This window comes from Nakamurella deserti (assembly GCF_003260015.1).
GTDB lineage: Bacteria > Actinomycetota > Actinomycetes > Mycobacteriales > Nakamurellaceae > Nakamurella > Nakamurella deserti.
In genome coordinates this window covers 2,263,239-2,283,986 of the sequence record NZ_QCXS01000002.1, presented here as the reverse complement: position 1 = coordinate 2,283,986, position 20,748 = coordinate 2,263,239, and the positions used below count along the sequence as shown (strand labels likewise).

General features: G+C 73.6%; 22 protein-coding genes. 14 read left to right on the top strand and 8 right to left on the bottom strand.

Annotation, left to right across the window (positions count from 1 at the left end; all coding sequences use genetic code 11):
* Positions 1-74: 74 nt before the first annotated feature.
* The 8 genes from DB033_RS10425 to DB033_RS20665 all read left to right on the top strand — a co-directional run bounded on the left by DB033_RS10425 (position 75) and on the right by DB033_RS20665 (position 6,287).
* Positions 75-695: a hypothetical protein gene (locus tag DB033_RS10425; RefSeq protein ID WP_111766619.1), complete on the top strand. Its 621-nt coding sequence runs from the start codon at positions 75-77 to the stop codon at positions 693-695.
* A gap of 62 nt (positions 696-757) precedes the next feature.
* The gene (locus DB033_RS10420) at positions 758-1,141 is read left to right on the top strand and encodes a hypothetical protein (protein WP_111766618.1); all 384 of its coding nucleotides are present in this window, start codon (positions 758-760) and stop codon (positions 1,139-1,141) included.
* The gene (locus DB033_RS10415) at positions 1,131-1,811 is read left to right on the top strand and encodes a histidine phosphatase family protein (protein ID WP_111766617.1); all 681 of its coding nucleotides are present in this window, start codon (positions 1,131-1,133) and stop codon (positions 1,809-1,811) included. The genes DB033_RS10420 and DB033_RS10415 overlap by 11 nt, the downstream gene beginning before the upstream one ends.
* A complete protein-coding gene (locus tag DB033_RS10410) occupies positions 1,808-2,518 on the top strand; it encodes a TlpA family protein disulfide reductase (RefSeq protein WP_111766616.1) in 711 nt (236 codons plus the stop codon). The genes DB033_RS10415 and DB033_RS10410 overlap by 4 nt, the downstream gene beginning before the upstream one ends.
* Before the next feature lie 13 nt (positions 2,519-2,531).
* Positions 2,532-3,317: a cytochrome c biogenesis CcdA family protein gene (locus DB033_RS10405; protein ID WP_111766615.1), complete on the top strand. Its 786-nt coding sequence runs from the start codon at positions 2,532-2,534 to the stop codon at positions 3,315-3,317.
* The gene (gene resB / locus DB033_RS10400; RefSeq protein WP_240615827.1) at positions 3,314-4,957 is read left to right on the top strand and encodes a cytochrome c biogenesis protein ResB; all 1,644 of its coding nucleotides are present in this window, start codon (positions 3,314-3,316) and stop codon (positions 4,955-4,957) included. Before DB033_RS10405 ends, resB begins: the two co-directional genes overlap by 4 nt.
* Positions 4,958-5,013: 56 nt before the next feature.
* Entirely contained in the window at positions 5,014-6,045 is a 1,032-nt protein-coding gene (ccsB, locus tag DB033_RS10395) for a c-type cytochrome biogenesis protein CcsB (protein ID WP_111766614.1), read from the top strand.
* An 83-nt stretch (positions 6,046-6,128) separates the two neighbouring features.
* Entirely contained in the window at positions 6,129-6,287 is a 159-nt protein-coding gene (locus DB033_RS20665; RefSeq protein ID WP_157970620.1) for a hypothetical protein, read from the top strand.
* 404 nt (positions 6,288-6,691) lie between these two features.
* On the opposite strand, the gene DB033_RS10390 is transcribed toward DB033_RS20665, so the two are convergent.
* Together DB033_RS10390 and DB033_RS10385 are read right to left on the bottom strand one after the other, a co-directional pair.
* Entirely contained in the window at positions 6,692-6,907 is a 216-nt protein-coding gene (locus DB033_RS10390) for a hypothetical protein (RefSeq protein WP_111766613.1), read from the bottom strand.
* A 386-nt stretch (positions 6,908-7,293) separates the two neighbouring features.
* A complete protein-coding gene (locus DB033_RS10385) occupies positions 7,294-7,497 on the bottom strand; it encodes a BldC family transcriptional regulator (RefSeq protein WP_111766612.1) in 204 nt (67 codons plus the stop codon).
* A 672-nt stretch (positions 7,498-8,169) separates the two neighbouring features.
* Between DB033_RS10385 and DB033_RS10380 the strand changes: the two genes are divergently transcribed.
* Positions 8,170-8,634: an Lrp/AsnC family transcriptional regulator gene (locus DB033_RS10380; RefSeq protein WP_111766611.1), complete on the top strand. Its 465-nt coding sequence runs from the start codon at positions 8,170-8,172 to the stop codon at positions 8,632-8,634.
* A 56-nt stretch (positions 8,635-8,690) separates the two neighbouring features.
* Entirely contained in the window at positions 8,691-9,017 is a 327-nt protein-coding gene (locus DB033_RS10375) for a DUF4229 domain-containing protein (protein WP_157970619.1), read from the top strand.
* Positions 9,018-9,029: 12 nt separating this feature from the next.
* Here DB033_RS10375 and DB033_RS10370 read toward each other — a convergent pair whose 3' ends face one another.
* The 4 genes from DB033_RS10370 to DB033_RS10355 form a co-directional block, all read right to left on the bottom strand.
* Complete coding sequence (locus DB033_RS10370; protein WP_111766609.1) at positions 9,030-9,899, bottom strand: 1,4-dihydroxy-2-naphthoate polyprenyltransferase; 870 nt, start codon at positions 9,897-9,899, stop codon at positions 9,030-9,032.
* Positions 9,900-9,981: 82 nt separating this feature from the next.
* Complete coding sequence (locus DB033_RS10365; protein ID WP_111766608.1) at positions 9,982-10,995, bottom strand: aminoglycoside phosphotransferase family protein; 1,014 nt, start codon at positions 10,993-10,995, stop codon at positions 9,982-9,984.
* The gene (menE, locus tag DB033_RS10360; protein ID WP_111766607.1) at positions 10,992-12,101 is read right to left on the bottom strand and encodes an o-succinylbenzoate--CoA ligase; all 1,110 of its coding nucleotides are present in this window, start codon (positions 12,099-12,101) and stop codon (positions 10,992-10,994) included. Before menE ends, DB033_RS10365 begins: the two co-directional genes overlap by 4 nt.
* A 13-nt stretch (positions 12,102-12,114) precedes the next feature.
* Complete coding sequence (locus DB033_RS10355) at positions 12,115-13,053, bottom strand: 1,4-dihydroxy-2-naphthoyl-CoA synthase (RefSeq protein WP_111766606.1); 939 nt, start codon at positions 13,051-13,053, stop codon at positions 12,115-12,117.
* A 52-nt stretch (positions 13,054-13,105) separates the two neighbouring features.
* On the opposite strand from DB033_RS10355, the gene DB033_RS10350 reads away from it, so the two are divergent.
* Positions 13,106-14,086, top strand: a complete 981-nt coding sequence (locus DB033_RS10350) for an o-succinylbenzoate synthase (protein ID WP_111766605.1) — start codon at positions 13,106-13,108, stop codon at positions 14,084-14,086.
* Between the two features lie 116 nt (positions 14,087-14,202).
* Here the strand turns inward: DB033_RS10350 and DB033_RS10345 are convergent, their stop codons facing one another.
* Positions 14,203-14,553 (bottom strand): ArsR/SmtB family transcription factor, encoded by a 351-nt coding sequence (locus DB033_RS10345; protein ID WP_170315514.1) that lies wholly within the window; start codon positions 14,551-14,553, stop codon positions 14,203-14,205.
* Between the two features lie 359 nt (positions 14,554-14,912).
* On the opposite strand from DB033_RS10345, the gene nicT reads away from it, so the two are divergent.
* The 3 genes from nicT to DB033_RS10330 all read left to right on the top strand — a co-directional run bounded on the left by nicT (position 14,913) and on the right by DB033_RS10330 (position 19,387).
* Positions 14,913-16,010 carry a Nickel transporter NicT gene (nicT, locus tag DB033_RS10340; protein WP_240615825.1) on the top strand — a complete coding sequence of 366 codons (1,098 nt, stop codon included), beginning with the start codon at positions 14,913-14,915 and terminating at the stop codon, positions 16,008-16,010.
* Between the two features lie 40 nt (positions 16,011-16,050).
* A complete protein-coding gene (gene menD / locus DB033_RS10335) occupies positions 16,051-17,715 on the top strand; it encodes a 2-succinyl-5-enolpyruvyl-6-hydroxy-3-cyclohexene-1-carboxylic-acid synthase (protein ID WP_111766604.1) in 1,665 nt (554 codons plus the stop codon).
* A 130-nt stretch (positions 17,716-17,845) separates the two neighbouring features.
* Positions 17,846-19,387, top strand: coding sequence for a hypothetical protein (locus tag DB033_RS10330; protein WP_111766603.1), 1,542 nt, complete (start codon positions 17,846-17,848; stop codon positions 19,385-19,387).
* 31 nt (positions 19,388-19,418) lie between these two features.
* Here the strand turns inward: DB033_RS10330 and DB033_RS10325 are convergent, their stop codons facing one another.
* Positions 19,419-20,708 (bottom strand): isochorismate synthase, encoded by a 1,290-nt coding sequence (locus DB033_RS10325; protein WP_205843748.1) that lies wholly within the window; start codon positions 20,706-20,708, stop codon positions 19,419-19,421.
* Between the last annotated feature and the right edge of the window lie 40 nt (positions 20,709-20,748).

The following is a 20,748-nucleotide window of genomic DNA, read 5'->3' as shown; positions in this document are numbered from 1 at the left end:
GGCACCGGCGCCGCAGCGGTGCCGGGCCGTTCCGGTCGACCCGGCCGGTGTGTCGCAGCAGGTAAGTTGGGGTCATGAGCATGAACAACGGGTCGGGCCGTCCGCGCTTCATGGACACCTTCAAGGCCGCGATGGCTCCCCGTGAGCCGGTCGACCTGGACCCGGACGCACCCAACCCGCTGCCCCGCACGGTCAAGATCGCCGGCGGCTTCTCCATGTTCGCCGGAGTGGTGTCGCTGTTCGTCGGCCTCAACGCCGTCCTCACCCGCACGTCGGTCGTCGAGGGCCTCGTCGCCGACATCCAGTCGTGCACCGACCAGGGCATCGGCCTGGGCGCCGCGGTGACCACCACCGACACCAGCGACCTCATCACCTTCTGCAGGTCCATCGCCAGCGCCCCCACGGCCGATCAGATCTCCGGTGCGCAGGGCCAGTTGCTGATGATCGGCATCGTGGTCACGGCCATCGGAATCGGTCTGCTGGTCGGCGGCTACGGCCTGTTCAAGGGCGCGCGCTGGGCCCGCCGGCTGGTCAGCATCGTCGGTGCGTTGCTGCTCGTCGGCACCATGCTCGGATTCTTCGGCAATGCCCTGCTGCTGCTCGGCGGACTGCTGGTGCTCATCGGCCTGGCCATGCTCTACGTCGGCAAGGGCGCCACGTACTTCATCCGGGCCAAGGCGCAGGGCATCAGATAACCGTGTCCAGTCCGGACGTCCCGGCCCCGGCCAGAGCGTCGCACCCCGTCGCGAACCCGTCCGTGCACCACGGACCGGCGTCGCCGACCCCGTCGGCCGTCGCGGACGCCCGGGGCCGCGCCTGGGTGCCGGTGCTGCTGGTCGTCCTCGGCGTGATCTGTCTCGCGGTGACGGTCCCGTTGTTCCGGCACGGCATCGCGGCCCACGCCTTTCCGTCGTATGTCCAGGGTGACCCGTCCTACGAGGTGCGGCGCTACTCCGCCCCCTGGATCGCCGGAGCCGTCGCCCTCGGGGGTCTCGGCCTGATCTGCTGGTCCGTCGCCGGTGGTTTGTGGGTGCGAGGTCGGCGGTCCCCGGCCCCCGCCCAGATGTCGCCGTCGCCGGTCGCCGTCGACGCGCCCGCCGGACTCGCTCCCCGGCCGACGGAGGCCGCCCGTGAGTACTGAGACGACCGTGGTGCATCTGCTGCGCCACGGGAAGGTGCACAACCCGGACAACATCCTCTACGGACGGCTGCCGGGTTACCGGTTGGCCGCTTCCGGCCGGGCGATGGCCGACGCCGCGGCGGCCGCGCTGGCCGACCGCGACATCATCCACGTCGTGGCCTCGTCGCTGCTGCGCGCCCAGGAGACGGCCACCCCGGTCGCGGCCGGTCACGGGCTGGAGATCGTCACCGACGACCGGGTCCTGGAGGCCGACAACGACTTCGCCGGGTCGCCGACCAGCGGTCGGGACAACGTGCTGCGCCGCCCCGCCAGTTGGGCGAAGATGCGGGACCCGTTCACGCCGTCGTGGGGGGAGCCGTACCTGGAGATCGCCCACCGGATGCTGGCCGCGGTCTACGCCGCGCACGACCGGGCGGTCGGCCACGAAGCGGTCATCGTGTCGCACCAGCTGCCGATCTGGACGCTCCGGCGGTATCTCAGCGGGCAGCGGCTGTGGCACAACCCGGCGTCGCGGCAGTGCGCGGTGGCGTCGCTGACGTCGCTGACGTTCACCGACGGCGTCTTCCAGCGGGTCGACTACCGGGAACCGGCCGCCCACATCGCGGCGGTCGACGATCCGGTGGGCGGCGTCGTCCCCGATCCCGACAACCAGCCGGAGGCCGGCGCATGAGAAGGATCCTGACCGCCATCGCGGCCGCGACGGCGCTCGTCGTCAGCGGCTGCACGTCGAACGCGACGGCGATCCCGGGAAACGGGGCGTTCGTGTTCGTCTCGCCCGGGGGCAAGTCCGAGTTCACCTACGCGCCCGGCGAGCGGGGGACCGTCGAGGACTTCACCGGGAGCAGCGTCACCGACGCCGGGCAGACCATCAAGCTGTCGGACTACGCCGGCAAGATCATGGTGCTCAACGTGTGGGGCTCGTGGTGTGTGCCGTGCCGCGCCGAGGCGGAGGATCTCGAGGTCGCGGCCGAGTTGTCGGCGGGCGATCCCGTGCAGTTCCTCGGGATCAACATCAGAGACGATCGTCAGGCCGCGGCCGACTTCATGGCGGCCCGGGCGATGCCGTTCCCGTCGATCTACGACCCGACGACGCGCACGCTGCTGTCGATGAGCGGGCTGCCCACCTCGTCGATCCCGACGACGATCGTCCTGGACCGCGAGCACAAGGTGGCCAAGATCTACCTGCGGGTGGTCGAGGCCCAGGAGCTCGACGAGGCCGTCGACGCGCTGGTCGCCGAGGGTGGCGACCAGGCCGCCGGCGTTCCCGACCCCGCCCCCACCACCGCGCCGTCGGTCGACCCGACCACGCCGGCCGGCGTGACTCCGACGGGCGGCACCACCCCGACCACCGGTGCCGACGCGGCACCCACCTCGTGACCGGGGACCGGTGATGGCCGGCATCTCCGACACCATCGTCTCGGGGCCGTTCGTGCTGGCGGCCGGGCTGTCGCTGGCCGCCGGCGCGGTGTCGTTCGCGTCGCCGTGCGTGGTGCCACTGGTCCCGGGTTACCTGTCCTACCTCACCGGACTGGTCGGGGCGGAGGCCGAGGACGTCGAGGAGGGCGGCCGGACCCGCACCCGGGTCCGCCGCCAGCTCGTCGGCTCGACGCTGCTGTTCGTGCTCGGCTTCACCGCCGTCTTCCTCGCGCAGAGCGCCCTGGTCCTCGGCGTCGCCCGCACCCTCACCGGCAACCTGGAGCTGCTCACCCGCATCGGCGGCGGCATCACCATCGTCATGGGCCTGGTCATGCTCGGGTTCTTCCGGCCGCTGCAACGGGAGTACCGGTTGCACGCCCGGCCCACCGGCCGCTACGTCGGCCCGCCGCTGCTCGGCGTGGTGTTCGGCCTCGGCTGGGTCACCTGCCTCGGTCCGACGCTGGCCGCGGTGCTGTCGCTGACCTTCAGCACCGAGTGGAACGGCGAAGCCTGGCGCGGGCTCTTCCTCGTCGTCTTCTACTGCCTCGGCCTGGGTGTGCCGTTCCTGCTGCTGGCGCTGGGTTTCGGCTGGGCCGGCACCGCTCTGGGCTTCCTGCGCCGGCACGGCCGCCAGATCCAGATCCTCGGCGGCGCGCTGCTCATCGCGCTCGGCGTGCTGATGGTGACCGGGCTGTGGACCGAGTTCATCACCTTCCTGCGGACCAGCGTCGTCCGCGGCGACGGGGGAGTGCTGCTGTGACCACTCACGACACCACCCACCTGCGGCCCGACGACCAGGTCGAACCGCCGCCCCCGCCTCCGGCACCGCCCCGCCGCCCCACCGGGGTGCGGGCCGCGGTCGGCGTCGCCCGGGTGCTCTGGCGACAGCTCACCAGCATGCGGGTCGCGCTCATCCTGCTGTTCCTGTTGGCGCTGGCCTCGCTACCGGGCGCGCTGCTGCCGCAGTGGACCCTGGACGCCGGCCGGACGGCCACGTTCATCACCGAGAACCCGACGCTCGGGCCGATCCTGGACGAGCTCGGCTTCTTCGGGGTGTTCGGATCGCCCTGGTACGCCGCCATCTACCTGGCGCTGTTCACCTCGCTGATCGGCTGTCTGGTCCCGCGGACCTGGGACTTCGTCGGGGCGCTGCGGTCCAAGCCGGTCGCCACGCCCCGCAACCTGGGTCGGTTGCCGCACCACGCCGCCGACGTCCCCACCGCGGAGGCGCCGGACGCGGCCGCGACCCGCATCGTCGCCGGCCTGCGCCGCTGGCGGTCGACCCGGCGCGAGGAGTCCGGTGGCGTCGTCACCGTCTCCGCGGAGAAGGGCTTCTTCCGCGAGGTCGGGAACCTGGTGTTCCACTTCTCGCTGCTCGGACTGCTGGCGGCCATCGCCGTCGGCAAGATGTTCGGCTTCGAGGGCACCGTGATCGTCACCGAGGGCCAGGGGTTCTGCTCCAGCTCGCCGTCGGTCTACGACGCGTTCCGCCCGGGCCTGCTCGTCGACGGCACCGACCTCGCGCCGTTCTGCGTCAACCTGGAACGCTTCGACGCCCAGTACACCGATCAGGGGCTGGCCACCGACTTCGACGCCTCCATCGGCTACCAGACGGGTGAACAGGTCGCGGCCGGGTCCACCGACTTCACCCCGCGGCACCTGAAGGTCAACGACCCGCTGCGTATCAGCGGTGAGCGGGTCTACCTGCTGGGTCACGGCTTCAGCCCCGTCTTCCAGGTGACCTTCCCGAACGGCGAGGTGCGCACCGCGTGGCAGACCTTCCAGCCGACCGACACGACGTTGCTGTCCGAGGGGGTCGTCAAGTTCCCCGACCCGCCCGGGTACACCGGCGACGAGGTCCGGCAGCACCAGCTCGCCCTGCAGGGACTGTTCGCGCCCACGGCCGGCATCGCGCACGGCAACGCCAACATCCTCAGCTCCGCCGGTGCGGCCCCCGACGATCCCGCCGTGGCCATCCAGGCCTGGCGCGGCGATCTCGGGATGGAGGACGGCGCCGGTCAGTCGATCTTCGCGCTGGACCAACGCCAGATCGACAACGGCGGACTGGAGAAGCTGGACCGGGCCAACCTCACGATCGGCGAGTCCTTCACCCTCGACGACGGCACCAGGATCGAGTTCACCGGCTTCAAGCAGTGGGTGCAGCTGCAGACGTCCTACGACCCGGCCCAGGGCTACGCCCTGGTGTTCGCGATCACCCTGCTCGGCGGCCTGATGGTCTCGTTGATCGTGAAGCGCCGCCGTGTGTGGTACCGCATCACACCCGACGGGTCCGGCGGCAGTACCGTCGAAGTCGGTGGTCTGGCCCGGACCGACCAGGCCGGGTACGGGGAGGAATTCGGTTCCCTCGCCGCCCTGGCGCGGCCCTCCCGGTCCGGCTAGCGGACCTCCGTCCGACCGGCACCACCGCATTCCCAGCTCCGAGAAAGGCATCATCGATGGCCGTCAGCAGCACGCTCGGCGCGTTCTCCGACCAGGCGTTCGGCGCCGCCACCGCGGCGTACACCGTGGCGCTGATCTGCACCGCGGTCGAGTTCTCGTCGCGGCGGATCGCCGCCCGCGACGAGAGCAGCGGCAGCGTCGCCCGCACCGACACCGCCGACCAGCTCGTCAGGGCCGGCGCGCTCACCCGCGACGGTCGCCCGGACGGGATTCCCATCGTGCCCACCGCGTCGCCCTACGGGCACGTCACCGACACTCCCCGCACCGCCGTCCCGTGGGGCGAGCGGTTCGGTCGCGCCGGCCTGGCCGTGGCCGTCCTGGGGTTCGTGGCGCACCTGGTGTCCATCGTCACCCGGGGCTTCGCGGCCGACCGGCTGCCCCTGGGCAACATGTACGAGTTCACCTCGGCCATCTCCGCCGCGGTCATCGGCACCTTCCTCGTCGTCCGGCTGCGGCACCGCGACCTCGCGCTCGGTGTGTTCGTGCTGACGCCGGTCACCCTGCTCATGTACGTCAACGGCGCGCTGCTCTACGTGCCGGTGGCGGAGCTGCAGCCGGCGCTGAACTCGTACTGGAAGTGGATCCACGTCACCACGGTGTCGCTGTCCAGCGGCGTACTGATGTTCTCCGGCATCGCCTCGCTGCTGTACGTGCTGCGGCAGCGGTGGGAGAGCCGGGGGGCCGACCAGAGGTCGGTCTGGTCGAAGCTGCCCACCTTGGCCAGGATCGACCGGATCGCGTACCGGACGGCCATCCTCGCGTTCCCCGTCTACACCTTCGCGGTCATCACCGGCGCCCTGTGGGCCGAGGTGGCCTGGGGCCGGTACTGGAACTGGGACCCGAAGGAAACCTGCGCGTTCATCACCTGGGTGATCTACGCGGGATACCTGCACGCGCGGGCCACGGCCGGCTGGCGGGGCACCAAGGCCGCCTGGATCTCCGTCGTGGGTCTGGTGTCCATCGTGTTCAACCTGTTCTTCATCAACATGGTCATCGCCGGTCTGCACTCCTACGCGGGCCTGAACTGACCTCCCGCGGCACCTCGCCGTTCCGGCCCCGCACCGTCGATCTCCGGTCGTCGTGCGGCGGCGCCGGGGCCTAGGCTCGTCCGATGACCGAACCCGTGAACGTGACCACCGAATCCGGCGCCGTCGCGGACGGCGACGAGGCCCCGTCGGCCGAGAGCGCCGGTACCGGCTCCGGACACGGCGACCCGTCGGCCGCCGAGCGCGGGACCGACGGCGACGCGGACCTGCAGTCCGCCCACTGACCGGGGCGGGTGCTCCGCGGTGCCGCGACGGGCGTGCGGAGCGGTGCCGTGACCGGCGTGCGGACCCGTGCCGCGACCGGCCGCGACCGGCGTGCAGGGCGGTGCCGCGACCGGCGTGCGGACCCGTGCCGCGACCGGCCGTGACCGGCGTGCAGGGCGGTGCCGCGACCGGCGTGCGGAGCGGTGCCGCGACCGGCCGCGACCGGCGTGCGGACCCGCGACCGGCCGCGACCGGCATGCAGTGCGGTGCCGCGACCGGCGCGCGGACGCGTGCCGCGGCCGGTCGGCCGGATGACGCAGGGGTGGTGTCGGCGTGGCCGGACGCCCGGACAGTCCTGGAACAGACGACAGCCCCGCCGGAGGACCGGCGGGGCTGTGATGTCGTCGTCAGGCGGGGCAGCGGCTCAGCCGCTCTTGTCCTCACCGCGCAACTTGCGATCGATCTCGCCGAGGAAATCAGGATCGTCGTCGGGTGCGACCACCCGGGGTGCACGGTTCCGGGGACGCAGGGTGGGACGGGGCTTGGCGTCGTTGTGACCTTCGTCGGCGTTGCCCAGCCCTCGCCAGGCGAGCAGCACGACGATGGCCGTCACGACCAGAGCGACCAGCAGATAGGGCATTGCTCCTCCTTTCGGTCCAGAGTACGCACCGCCCGGCGGGAGCGTCTCACGTTCTCGTAACGGCCCGTTCACGCAGGGACAGGACGACGGACCACGGTCCGCGGGGCCTCGCCACGGGACCGGACCCGCTGGGGCGGAGCCAGGAGGAGGACGCGAGCAGGCGCCGCACAGGAGGGGACCCGGGGTATCGCCGGGTGGGGCCGTCGGGCCCGACCGTGCCGGGACGGGCCGGCCGGCGCCGTCCAGGACGTCGGGGATTGCCGGGGGCGCGGGGCTGCCGACGGTGGCCGGGGCCGTATCACCGGGCCCGGAAAGCACAGAACCCCCGTCGCGCCGGTGGGCGCCCGGGGGCTCTGGTGCAACGGGTCAGGCCCGCGCGGCTCAGGTCAGGCGGAGCGGGTGGCGTCCACGGTGAGGTCGGTCAACAGCGACCGGACCTCGGCCTCGCGGAAGCGACGGTGCCCTCCGGGCGTACGGATGGAGCCGATCCGACCGGCCGACGCCCAGCGGGTGACGGTCTTGGGATCGACGCGGAACATGAGTGCGACCTCACCCGGGGTGAGTAGACGCTCGCTGCTTTCTAGCGACACAGATGACCTCCTTGATCAGGCCCCGACGGCCACGCTGCGGGAAGCAGCTGATCCCAGTATGCGACACCCCGGACCAATAGCTCAATAAGCAACCAATATCGCACGTGTGGAATTGCCGGGTTCGCGACGTTTGTCGGCCACCTGATCGGGCTACCGTGAGCCACGATGGGGTTGCCGCAGGTGGTCGGCTTCCACCCTACGGTCGGCTTGCGAACCTCATTCGTGAGGATCCGCCCGTCCGGGAGCGTCAACCGACACGGAGTGTGAGTTTCGTTTCGGTGGGGTCACCGCCCGTTCGGCGGTGGAAGTGCAGATCACGGGACGGTCTCGACGGTGATCGATCCGGGGAAAACCCGTGCGGATCTGCTCGGTGCGGTGTTGATTCGTGTGTGACCCCGGCGTGGCGTGCCGCCGGCCGATGCGGCGATCAGTGACGGCCGTACCGGAGCATCCGGCGAGGTGGGGTCACGCTGTCGTGGAGTCTCCTACCCCGGGACCGCGCCGCTCATGCCGCCGGTTTGGGAGGACGACACCGAGTGCGGACCGCCACGCCCGGCGACCGCTAGCCTCTCTGCTGGCGGGCGTGCACCAGGCACGGCCCGGCCACCGCGGCCGACGGCCGGCGGTGGACACGTAACGGCGGCTCACCGCCACGGGGAGGCGACGGTGGCGATGGATGCGCTGGACCGGAAGCTCGTCGACGCCCTGCGGGTCGACGGCCGGGCCAGCTACGCCGAACTGGCCCGGGCGGTGGGGTTGTCGTCGTCGGCGGTCCACGAGCGCGTCGCCAAGCTCGAGTCGTCCGGGGTCATCACGGGCTACCGGGCCGTGGTGGCGCCGTCCTCTATCGGTCTCGGGGTGACCGCCCTGATCGGCATCGAGCCGGGGGAGACGTCCACCGACGCGGAGGTCGTCGCCGCGTTGGAGTCGATGCCCGAGGTCGAGAGCTGCTACGGCGTCGCCGGCGACGAGGCCTACGTGGTCAAGGTCCGGGTCGCCACCGTCGACGAGCTGCACCTGTTCCTGGGGCGGCTGCGGGGTATCTCGGGGGTGGCCCGGACCCGGACCACCGTCGTACTGTCCACCTGGTTCGAAGGGCGCCCGCACTCAGTGCCCGCCGACGACGGCCGCGCCTGACCGCACCGCGCCGTCGTCTTCCGGCGACGACGGAACACGCGGTTAGGCTGGGTCGGGTGAGCAGCCCGATGAACCCGCCCGCCGATCCGGCCCCGGTCGGCCCGGCCGGTACCGCGCCCGCCGACGCCCGCCCGGCCCTGATGCCGGCGTTGCTGGCCTTCACCGCCCTGCGGATCGGCCTGATCGTGGTCCTGACCGCGGTGCTGTTCGTCTTCGTGCCCCTGATCATCGCGCTGACCATCGCGATCATCCTGCAGCTGCCGCTGTCACTGCTGCTGTTCGGCCGACAACGGGCCCGGCTCACCGCGGCGATGGCGGCACGTCACGGAGAGCGCCGCGCCGAGCGGGAACGGCTGCGCAGCGCGCTGCGCGGCGACTCCTGAGCCCGTCCCGGATCAGTCCAGGAGGAGACCGACGGTGAGCGCGACCGCGTAGGCCAGTTCGAGTCGGCCGGTGGCCCCCAGGACCGCGATGAGATCCCGGCCGGAAGCCCCCGTGAGCACGCGCCGCACCGGATCCACGGCGAGCGGGGCGGCGAGCAGCCCGAGCAGGCACCAGGGGTGGCTCAACCCGACGACGAGGACCGCCAGGAACGCCAGTCCGACCATCGCGGCGAACAACCGGCGGGTCATCGGGGCGCCGAGGATGACCGCCAGGGTGCGCTTGCCGACGGTGGCGTCGGTCTGGACGTCGCGCAGATTGTTGGCCACCAGCAGCGCGCACGCCAGCAGCCCGATGCCGATGGCCGCGGCCACCGCGGGAATCGAGATCGCCCGGGCCTGGACGAAGGTGGTGCCCAGGACGGCCACCAGCCCGAAGAAGGTGAAGACGAACACCTCGCCGTACCCGGCGTAGCCGTACGGGCGCGGTCCGCCGGTGTAGAACCAGGCGGCGAGGATGCAGACGGCCCCGACCGGCAGCAGCCACCAGCTGACCAGCGCGGCCAGCGCCACACCGGCCACCCCGGCCACGGCGAACGCCGCGAAGGCCGCGTACTTGACCAAGGTGGGGCTGGCCCCGCCGCTGGCCGTCAGCCGGACCGGCCCGACCCGGACCGCGTCGGTGCCGCGGATGCCGTCGGAGTAGTCGTTGGCGAAGTTGACCGCCACCTGCAGGGCGAGGGAGACGACCAGGCAGAGCAGTGCGTGGCCGGGCCTGAACGAGCCCAGCTCCTCGGCGGCCCCGGTGCCGACGAGCACCGGCGCGACCGCCGCCGGCAGGGTGCGCGGACGGGCCGCGGAGATCCAGTCGTTCAGCGTGGCCACCCTGGCACCCTACGTGGGCCGATCCGGGCAGAGCGGACACCGAACAGACGCCCCGCGGTGGCTGTGACGAGTCCGACCCGGGTCACCCGCGCAGGAGAGCGGGGACCGCGCCGGCGTACCCGGTGAGCAGCTCGACGAAGGCGCGCCGGCGCTCCCGGGTCGCGGTCAGCGGCATCCGCAGCCGGCTCGCGGTCGTCGTGATCTGCGACAACGCGGCGGCGATCGTCGCCGACCGGTGCAGCTCGGCCGGTACCGGACCGCCTGCGCACCAGGTCCGCAGCAGGGCCTCCCGCAGGCGTCGGGCGACCGCCGCCGCGGCCCGAGGATCGTCACCGGGCAGCTCGGCGACGGCGGTGGCCACCGTGCGGCCGAGCACGTGCAACGGGTGGGCGAGCACCGCGTCCCCCCAGTCGAAGAGGCGCATCCCCCGGCCACCCCCGCCGGCGAAGACGTTGCCGGGGTGCAGGTCGTTGTGCTCCACCGTCACCGGGAGCCCGTCGGCGGGGAGCTCGGCGGCCAGCGCCGCGGTCGCCGGCACCAGCTCCTCCAGACCCTCCAGGGCACCGTCGTCCAGCAGGGCCTCCAGCGCAGGCTCGGCGTGGATGCGGTCCAGCACCAGGCGGTACCACGCCGGCAGCGCCGACGGCGTCAGGTCGGGCAGCCCCGCCGCCCGCAGCGCGGCCGGGTGGCGCGCCATGGCCGCCTGCAGGTCGGCGTACCCGGTCAGCAGTCCGGTCCACGCGGCCTCGGTGGCCGCACCGGACTCCCGGAGGGTCCTGCCCCCGTCAGGCAGGACCATCCGGCAGCGGACCGGGTCCAGCGCGATCGGTGGCACGACGTGGTCGCGGGCGTGCCGGGCGAGCAGCCCGAGCAGGGCCGCCTCGACGCCGAACGGGCGGGCGTTGCCCTTCACCCACACCGGGCCGCGGTCGGTGTCCCACCGGACCACGGTCGACCACTCCCGCCGCCGCACCAGCGGCTCGCCGGACGGCCGGAAACCGGCGTCGGCCAGCACCGGGGAGGCCCAGCCGAGCAGCGCGTCGGGCGGCTCGTCGAGCATCGACTCCGGCAGCGCGGGGAGGTCCGGGCCGGTCATCCCACGGCGGCCCGGGCGAGCCGGGCCAGCGCGACGCGGTCCACCTTGCCCACCGGCAGCAGCGGCAGCACGTCGACGAGCAGCAGGTCCTTCGGGGCGGCGGCCGCACCGACCACCGCGGTGGCCCGGGCGCGCAGGTCGGCCAGCAGGGGGCCCGGTTCGGCCGGGACCACCACCGCGACGATCCGGGTGCCCCATTCCGGGTCGGGGACGCCGGTGACGGCGATCTGACCGACGCCGGGCGCTCCGGCCAGCGCGGCCTCCACCGCCTGGGGCGCGACGTTGACGCCACCGGAGATGAGGACGTCGTCGGCTCGGCCGAGCACCGTCAGCCGGCCGTCGGCGATCGTCCCGAGGTCACCGGTGACGAAGCGGCCGGACGGGAACGGTGGCCGGCCGGCGTACCCGACGCCGACGACGGGCCCGGTCAGCACGATGCGACCGCCGGGGCCGAGGCTCACCGACACCCCGTCCAGCGGTCGGCCGTCGTAGACGCAGCCGCCGCACGTCTCGCTCATCCCGTAGCTCGTCACCACGGCGACCCCGGCCGCGCGGGCCCGGTCGAGCAGCGCCGGGGCGGTGGCGGCGCCACCGACGAGCACCGCGGTGAATCGGCGCAGCGCCGCCGTCCCGGCCGGGTCGCCGAGCAGCCGGTGCAACTGGGTCGGCACCAGGGACACGAACGCGGGACCGTCCAGTCGGTCGGTGGCGTCCGCGAAGGCCGCGGCCGTGAAGGGCGCCGCGGTGTCCATCACGACCGGTTCCCGGCCGGCGACGACGGCGCGCAGCAGCACGTTGAGGCCGGCGATGTGGTGCACCGGCAGGGTGAGCAGCCACTGACCGGGGTCGCCGGGCGAGAGTCGTCGTTGGCCCGCGGTGGCCGAATGCCGCAGGGCGTCCGCGGTGAGCAGCACCTGCTTGGGGTCACCGGTCGAGCCGGAGGTGGCGACGACGAGCGCGAGCCCGGGGACCTCGTCGGCCGGCGGCAGGGCGGTGTCCGCCGTCACCGGCCGCAGCGCCGGGCCGGCACCGTCGAGGGCGGCGGCCAGCCGGGGCAGCAGGGCCAGCACCGCCGCCCCGGTCGGGACGACGACCGTGTCGATCATCGGTGTGCGGGCCTCAGTAGGCCCACGGGAAGCCCCTGAAGTCGGGGGAGCGCTTCTCCAGGAAGGCGTCACGGCCCTCGACGGCCTCGTCGGTGCCGTAGGCCAGCCGGGTCGCCTCGCCGGCGAACAACTGCTGGCCGACCATGCCGTCGTCGGTGAGGTTGAACGCGTACTTGAGCATCCGCTGGGCGGTGGGGGACTTGCCGTTGATCTCGGCCGCCCACTGCAGCGCGGTGCGCTCCAGCTCGGCGTGCGGCACCACCTCGTTCACCGCCCCCATCGCGTGCATCTGGGCCGCGGTGTACTCCCGGCCCAGAAAGAAGATCTCCCGGGCGAACTTCTGGCCGACCATCCTGGCCAGGTACGCCGATCCGTAGCCGCCGTCGAAGGAGCCGACATCGGCGTCGGTCTGCTTGAACCGGGCGTGCTCGGCCGACGCCAGCGTGAGGTCGGCGACGACGTGCAGCGAGTGCCCGCCGCCGGCGGCCCAGCCCGGCACCACGGCGATGACGATCTTGGGCATGAACCGGATCAGCCGCTGCACCTCGAGGATGTGCAGCCGGCCGGCGCGGGCGGGATCGACGGTCTCCGCGGTGCTGCCCGTCGCGTACTGGTATCCGCTGCGACCGCGGATCCGTTGGTCGCCGCCGGAGCAGAACGCCCACCCGCCGTCCTTCGGGGACGGCCCGTTGCCGGTGAGCAGGACGCATCCGACGTCGCTGGTCATCCGGGCGTGGTCGAGCGTCCGGTACAGCTCGTCCACGGTGTGCGGGCGGAACGCGTTGCGGACCTCGGGGCGGTCGAAGGCGATCCGGACCGTCGGCAGGTCCACGACGCCGCCGTCCGGTCCGGGGCCGACGTGCCGGTGGTAGGTGACGTCGGTGAGGTCGAAACCCTGCACCTCCCGCCACACGGTCGGATCGAAGGTCTCGCTGACACTGCCGTTCGTCATGCGGGGAGCCTACGCAGCGGCACGGGCCGGCCGGGGCGGCAGGATGGGCGGCATGGAGCACTCGGAGCGCGCGGACATCCTGGCCACCGCACAGGTCTTCGCGCTGCCGATGCGGATGCGCTTCCGCGGCGTCACCGTCCGCGAGGGCGTGCTGCTGCACGGCCCGGCCGGGTGGGGCGAGTTCGCTCCGTTCGACGACTACGCCGACGCCCGGTGCGTGCCGTGGCTCGCGTCCGCGCTGGAGGCCGCCGGTACGGGTTGGCCGGCACCGCTGCGTGACCGGGTGCCGGTCAACACGACGGTCCCGGTCGTGGACCCGGCGACCGCGCACCGGCTGGTGGCGGCGTCCGGCTGCCGCACCGCGAAGGTCAAGGTCGCCGACCGCGGGGTGTTCGCCGAGGTGCTGGCGGCCGACGCGGCGCGGGTGGCGGCGGTGCGCGACGCGCTCGGCCCCGGCGGGGCGATCCGGGTGGACGCCAACGGTGCCTGGTCGGTGGCCGAGGCGCTGGCCGCGATCCCGGCGCTGGACGCGGCCGCCGGCGGGCTGGAGTACGTGGAGCAACCGTGCGCCACCGTCGGCGAGCTGGTCGCGGTGCGGCGGGCGGTCGGCGTGCCGATCGCCGCCGACGAGTCGATACGGCTGGCCGGGGACCCGGAGAAGGTGGCGCTGGCGGGTGCGGCCGACGTCGCGGTGATCAAGGTCGCGCCGCTCGGCGGGGTGCGTCGCGCGCTGCAGGTGGCGACGGTGACCGGACTGCGGGTCGTGGTGTCGTCGGCGATCGACTCGTCGGTGGGGCTGGCCGCCGGGCTGGCGCTGGCCGGCGCGCTGCCGGTGCTGGACCTGGCCTGCGGGCTGGGTACCGGCAGTCTGCTGGCCGCAGACGTCGGCTCCGCCGGGTTCGTCGTCCGGGACGGTCACCTGCCGGTGCCGGGGTCCGCCCCCGAGCCGGACCTGCTCGCCGGGGTGCGCGCCACCGCCGACCGGGAACGCTGGTGGCGGGAACGGCTCGCCCGGGTGGCGGCGCTGCTCTGAGCCCGGCCGGGCCCGGGCCCGGCGGACGTTTTTTGCCCGGATCGGCGGACGTTTCCTGCCCGGATCGGCAGACGGCGCAGTAACCGTCGGGCGGACCGTGCTCGACCGGCGGCGGCTCAGTGCTCCGGGTGCAGCGGGGAGTGGGTTGCACCGACGCGGTGCAGCAGATCGTGGACGGCGTCGTCGCAGAGCTCCCACTGCCGCTCCCGGCCGCTGCGCCGCACCTGTACGAGGCCGCGCAGCCGCAGGGCGCTCAGTGCGTGGGACGCCGCGTTGTCGGTCATCCCGGTGGCAGCGGCCAGCGCGGAGACGTTGATGCCCGGCGCGTGATGGACCGCCAGCAGGATGCGCAGCCGGTTCGGGTCGCCGAGGGCGGCGAACACGGTCGCCCAGTCGTCGACGGGCGCGGCCGCCACCGCGGCGCGGGCCAGCGTCAGGTGGACGTCGGGAGCGTGCGGGGTGACCACCGCCCGATCCTCCCATCCGGTCGGGTGCACCCGCGTGCTGCGCCACGCGCCGGTCCGGCGGCCCCGCGGACCGGTCTGAGCGCGGCGTCCGGTCAGGCGTGCTGCGCCACGCGCCGGTCCGGCGCCACGCGTGCGGTCCTGCGTCCCGGTCACCGGGCGCGTACGCCTCGCACATCCACCCCGAACGTCCACCCCGCAGGTCCGTCCACAGCGGCACGGACGTGGCCCCGGCGTCCACGCCACCTCGCGTCACCGACCCTCGCCTCACCGACGACACCGGGTCATCGGAGCGTCTGGGCCGGTGTTCTACGCTTCCCCGGTGCCGGGGCGGACCCGGACCGACCTTTTCGAGGAGCCCGGTGACCGCGACCGACCCGCCCGCCCGCCGGGCCCTCTTCGACGCCGACTCCCGCCGCCGCTTCCGGGGCGCGATGCTGGTCGTCGCGCTGCTGCACGTGGTGCCGATCGTGGTCCTCGTGGCCGTCGTGCTGCCGGGCCGCCACGAGATCGGCGGTGCCGTGTTCGGCGTCGGACTGGCCGTCACCGCCTACCTGCTGGGGGTCCGGCACGCCTTCGACGCCGATCACATCGCCGCGATCGACAACACCACCCGCAAGCTCGTCACCGACGGTCGACGCCCCGTCTCGGTGGGGCTGTTCTTCTCCCTCGGGCACTCCAGCGTCGTCTTCGTGATGGCCGTCCTGGTCGCCGCCGGAGCCGGGGTCGTGGGCACCCTGGTCGACGAGAACTCCACGGCGCACGACACCCTGGGTCTGATCGGGACCTCGGTGTCCGGGCTGTTCCTGCTGTTGCTCGGGGTGGTCAACCTGATCGCGTTCGTCGCCATCTGGCGAGTGTGGCGGCACGCCCGGACGGGCCGGATGGACGAGGCCGGGCTGGAGCGGGCGCTGGAGTCCCGCGGTCTCTTCACCCGGCTGCTGGCCCCGCTGCTGCGCTCGGTCAGCCGCCCCGGCCAGATGTACCCCGTCGGTCTGCTGTTCGGGCTGGGCTTCGACACCGCCACCGAGATCAGTCTGCTGGTGCTGGCCGGCACGGGCGCCGCGACCGGGCTGCCCTGGTACGCCGTCCTGGTGCTGCCGCTGCTGTTCGCCGCCGGGATGAGCCTGTTCGACACCCTCGACGGCGCCTTCATGCAGGCCGCCTACCAGTGGGCGTTCATCCGGCCGGTCCGCACGATCTACTACAACCTCGCCACCACCGGGCTCTCCGTCGCCGCCGCCCTGCTGATCGGTGGCATCGAGGTGATCTCGATCCTGCACGACAAGGCCGGCCTCACCGATCCGGTGACCACCGCGATCGCCGGCCTCGACCTCGAGAACGTGGGATACCTGCTGGTCGGACTGTTCGTGGCGACCTGGGTGCTGGCCGTGGGGTACTGGCGGTTCGGCCGGGTCGAGCAGCGTTGGACGGCGCGGCTGTCGCCGCCGGCCCGCTGACCGTTCCCGGACGTCGACCGGCCGGGCGCAGAATGACGGGGTGAACCCTTCGACGGCCATCGCCGAGGTGGTCGTGGACGAGCTCGTCGCGGGCGGCGTCACGGACGCCGTGCTGTGCCCCGGCTCGCGCAACGCACCCCTGTCCATGGCTCTGCACCGGGCCGACCGGGACGGCCGGCTGCGGCTGCACGTCCGCATCGACGAGCGCACCGCGGGGTTCCTGGCGCTGGGCCTGGCCCGGTCGTCGGGTCGCCCGGTACCGGTCGTCACCACGTCGGGCACCGCGGTGGCCAACCTGCACCCGGCCGTCGTGGAGGCCGACCTCAGCGGGGTCCCGATCGTGGTCCTCAGCGCCGACCGGCCGCCGTGGCTGCGTGATGTCGGCGAGAACCAGACCATCGACCAGGTCCGGCTGTTCGGTGGCTCGCTGCGCTTCTTCCACGAGTTCGAGACGTCCACCGCGGTCGCCGGCCAGAACGCGCGCTGGCGTTCGATGGTCTGCCGGGCGCTCGGCGCGGCGACCGGTGTGCGTCCCGGGCCGGTGCAGCTGAACCTGTGCCTGGCCGAGCCGCTGCTGCCCGACTCCGGGACCGCGGCCACCGACGGCAGCTGGCCCGAACCGCTCGACGGCCGTGGCGGACCGTGGACGACGGTCGACGCGGGCACCCCCGCCGGGCCGGCGATCCCGGCGCCCGCCCCCGGCGAACGGGTGCTCGTCGTGGCCGACCTGGTGCATCCCGCCGCCGCCGGACTCGCCGCCGCCGGGCATCTGGTGGTCTCCGAGGCCGGTGGCGCCGCCGGCGCCGGCGTCCTCGCCGCCGGCGGGCACCTGCTGGGCCAGCCCGAGTTCGGCAAGGTCAACCGCCCCGACCGGGTCATCGTGCTCGGCCGGCCCACGCTGAGCCGCCCGGTCAGCGCGCTGCTGTCCGATCCGGCAGTGCACGTCGACGTGGTCGGCCCGGCGACGGGCTGGCGCGGCGCCAACGGCAACGTCCGCCGGGTGGCGCCGATCCTGGACGCCGGTCCGGACGCCGAGCCGCACGACTGGTCGGCGCTGTGGCGGGACGCGGACACCGCGGCGGCCGCGGCGGTGTCCGCGGTGGTCGACGCGCAGCCGCTGGCCGCCTCGCCCGCCCTGGCCCGGTCGCTGGTCGGGGACCTCGCCGACGGCACCCTGCTCGTCGTCGGTTCCTCACAGCCGGTGCGTGACCTGAGCGTGGCCCCCGCCCCCCGCGACGGCGTGCGGCTGCTGGCCAACCGCGGCGCCGCCGGTATCGACGGCACGGTCAGCACGGCCATCGGTGCGGCCCTGGCGCACCCCGGCCCGACGGTCGCCTACCTGGGGGACCTGACCTTCCTGCACGATCTGACGGGCCTGGTCGTCGGCCCGCACGAGCCGCGACCCGACCTGACCATCGTGGTGTCCAACAACGACGGGGGCGGCATCTTCGGCATCCTCGAGTCCGGGCTGCCGCAGCACGGCGACGCCTTCGAGCGGGTCTTCGGCACCCCCCACGGCGCCGACCTCGCCGCCCTGGTCCGGGGGGCCGGTCACCGGCACACCCTGGTCGGCACCCGCGCGGAGCTGACCGCCGCGTTGGCCGCGCCCGCCGGGATCCGGGTGGTCGAGGTGCGCACCGACCGGCACGCGCTGCGGGACCTGCTGGCGACCGTGAAGGCCGCCGTGACCACCGCGCTGCGCTGACCACGCCCCGACGGGAACATTCGGCCGTCCCGGCGCCTCTGACGTGTGAGAGGACCCGGACGGCGCGAGTCGCCGCCCCGGTCGTTCACCGCCCCGGTGCCGACGGCACCCCGATTCCCGAGGACGCGCGATGACCGAGTACGACACCTGCGGCAGCGACACCACGGTCGCCTCCGACCCCACCGACGGCACCCATGACGGCGGGTCGAGCACCACCGGTGGTGGCGCGGAGCCGTGGAGCTACGACACCGACGGCGACGGCCGCGACGACGTCGTCGAGTGGGTGTTCGGCGACGGCACCTGGCAGCAGCTGGTGGACCTCGACGCCGACGGCGCCGCCGACGTGCTGCTGATCGACACCGACGGTGACGGTGCCGCGGACGTGCAGATCCACGACAACGGCGACGGCACCTACACCGCGGCCCAGGACGCCGACGGCGACGGCGTGTACGAGGCCGAGGGGACGTTCACCCGCGCCGAGCTCGACGCCGCCCTGCCCGGTGTCACCGAGCTGTTCGACACCGCTCTCGGCGGGTCCGGCGACCCGGTCGACGCACCCGCCGGTGACGACCTCGTCGTCGAGCACGACGTGGACGGCGACGGGGTCGTCGACGCCGTGGAGTGGCAGTTCGGGGACGGCACCTGGCAGACCGTGGTGGATCTCGACGGTGACGCCCAGGCCGACGTGCTGCTGATCGACACCGACGGCGACGGCCTCGCCGACGTGCAGATCATGGAGAACGGCGACGGCACGTACACGGTGCTGCGCGATGCCGACGGTGACAGCGTCTTCGAGGACGAGACCACGGTCGGGCGCGCCGATCTGGACGCCGCCCTGCCCGGGGTGACCGACCTGCTCGACCTCGACCTCGGCGCCGGACAGCCCACCGGGCCGACCGAACCGACCGAACCCACCGAACCGGCCGAACCGGTCGCCCAGAACGGCGACACGGCCGTTCCGCTCGACACCGACGGGAACGGCGTCGTCGACACCGTCGCGTGGTCGTTCGGTGACGGCACCTGGCAGGAACTGCGCGACCTGGACGGCGACGGCAACGCCGACGTCCTCGTTCTCGACACCGACGCCGACGACGTGGGCAACGTCGGCATCGTCGACAACGGCGACGGGACGTACACGGTGTACGCCGACTCGAACGACGACGGGGCCTGGGACGAGGAGACCACCACCCTCACCCGCGCCGAGCTGGACGCGGCGCTGCCCGGCGTCCCCGAGCTGCTCGACACCCGGGTGGACGGCACCATGGCGCCGTCCGGGCCGGGCGCGGAGCCCACCCCGGACGCCCCCGCCGAGCCGGTCGACAACCCGCTGGACGGCGGCGACGCGACCGGGCCGGTGGCCTACGACACCGACGACGACGGCGACGCGGACCTGCTGCAGTGGAGCTACCCGGACGGGACCTGGCAGCAGGTCATCGATCTGGACGCCGACGCGGACCCCGACGTGGTGCTCGTCGACACCGACGGTGACGCCACGCCGAACATCGCGATCTGGGACAACGGCGACGGCACCTACACCCTCGCGCAGGACGCCGACGCCGACGGTGAGTTCGAGAAGGAGCGGACCATGACCCGTGCCGACCTCGACGAGGCCATCCCGGGTCTCACCGAGCTGCTGGACGTCCCGCTCACCGGGGACGTCGTCGGCGCCTGACCGCCGGTCGCGGCCGGGGCGCCCACGGGGGTCAGCCCTCCAGGGCGTCCCGGACGGGGATCATCTTGACCTGCGCCTCGCGGGCCTCGGTCTGCGGATCGGAGTCGGCCACGATGCCGCAGCCGGCGATCAGCCGGACCTGGTCGCCCTGGATCTGCGCGCACCGCAGGGCGATCGCGAACTCGCCGTCACCGTGGGCGTCGAGCCAGCCCACGGGGGCGGCGTAGCGGCCCCGGCTGCCGGGTTCCAGCGTGTGGATGAGCTCCAGGGCGGCGCTGCGGGGGGTGCCGCCGACCGCGGCCGTCGGGTGCAGGCGGGCGGCGAGGGCCAGCGCGCTCGACGGGGACGCGGGGGTGCGCCGCCGCTCCGACGGCAGCCGTGCGGTGATGTCGGTGACGAGGTGGGTCAGGTTGGCCAGCGGCAACGCCCGCGGAGCGCGCGGCACCCGCACGTCCGGCGCCACCTGCCGCAACACCTCGGCCACCGAATCGACGGCGTAGGAGTGCTCGGCGAGGTCCTTCCCGGAGCCGAGCAGGTGGGTGGCGACGGTGCCGGCGGTGTGCTCGCCGGCGTGCTCGGGCCACGCGGTGCCGGCCAGCACCCGCGAGCTGACCTTGCGCCCGTGGCGGCGGAGCAGCATCTCCGGCGACGCCCCGATCAGCCCGTCCACGGCGAACGTCCAGCACGTCGGGTAGGCCGCGGCCAGCCGGGTCAGCAGGTGCCGCTCGTCCAGCGGGAACTCGGTGCAGGCGATCAGGTCGTGCGCGAGCACCACCTTGCGCAGCCCGCCGGCACGGATCCGCCCGACCGCGGCGCCCACCGCGGCGACGAACTCGGTGACCGGCTGGCTGCCGTCGTGGTAGCTGATCCGGCCCGGCGCCCGCACCGGGGTCGACGGGGTCAGCAGCGCCTCGGTGCCGCCGACGGTGGTGCAGAAGCGGCGGCCGTCGCGGCTGCCCACGACGGTGCGCGGCACCACGGCGACCGACTCGTCACCGGGGGAGAAGGCCAACGACACGAACACCACCGGCCCGGAACCGGACAGGCCCACCGCGTCGTCGACCTCGAAGCCGTCACACAGGCCGGCCCACCACTGCGCGATGCGGTCGGCGGCGTCCGGGCCGCTGACGCCGATCCGGGCGTACTCGCCCCAGCCGACCAGACCGTCACCGCCGGACACGAACGACATGGTCCCGGTCGGCTCCGGCAGCGCCGCGAGCGGATCGGACGGCAGGGTGTCCAGGAAGCGGCTCGCCACCACCGGACGGTCCGGCGCGACCCGGCGGGGGGCCGACGGCGGAGACAGCGGTGAGGCGGACACGATGCCCCAGCGTAGTGCGCCGGACGGGTGGCCCCGGTGC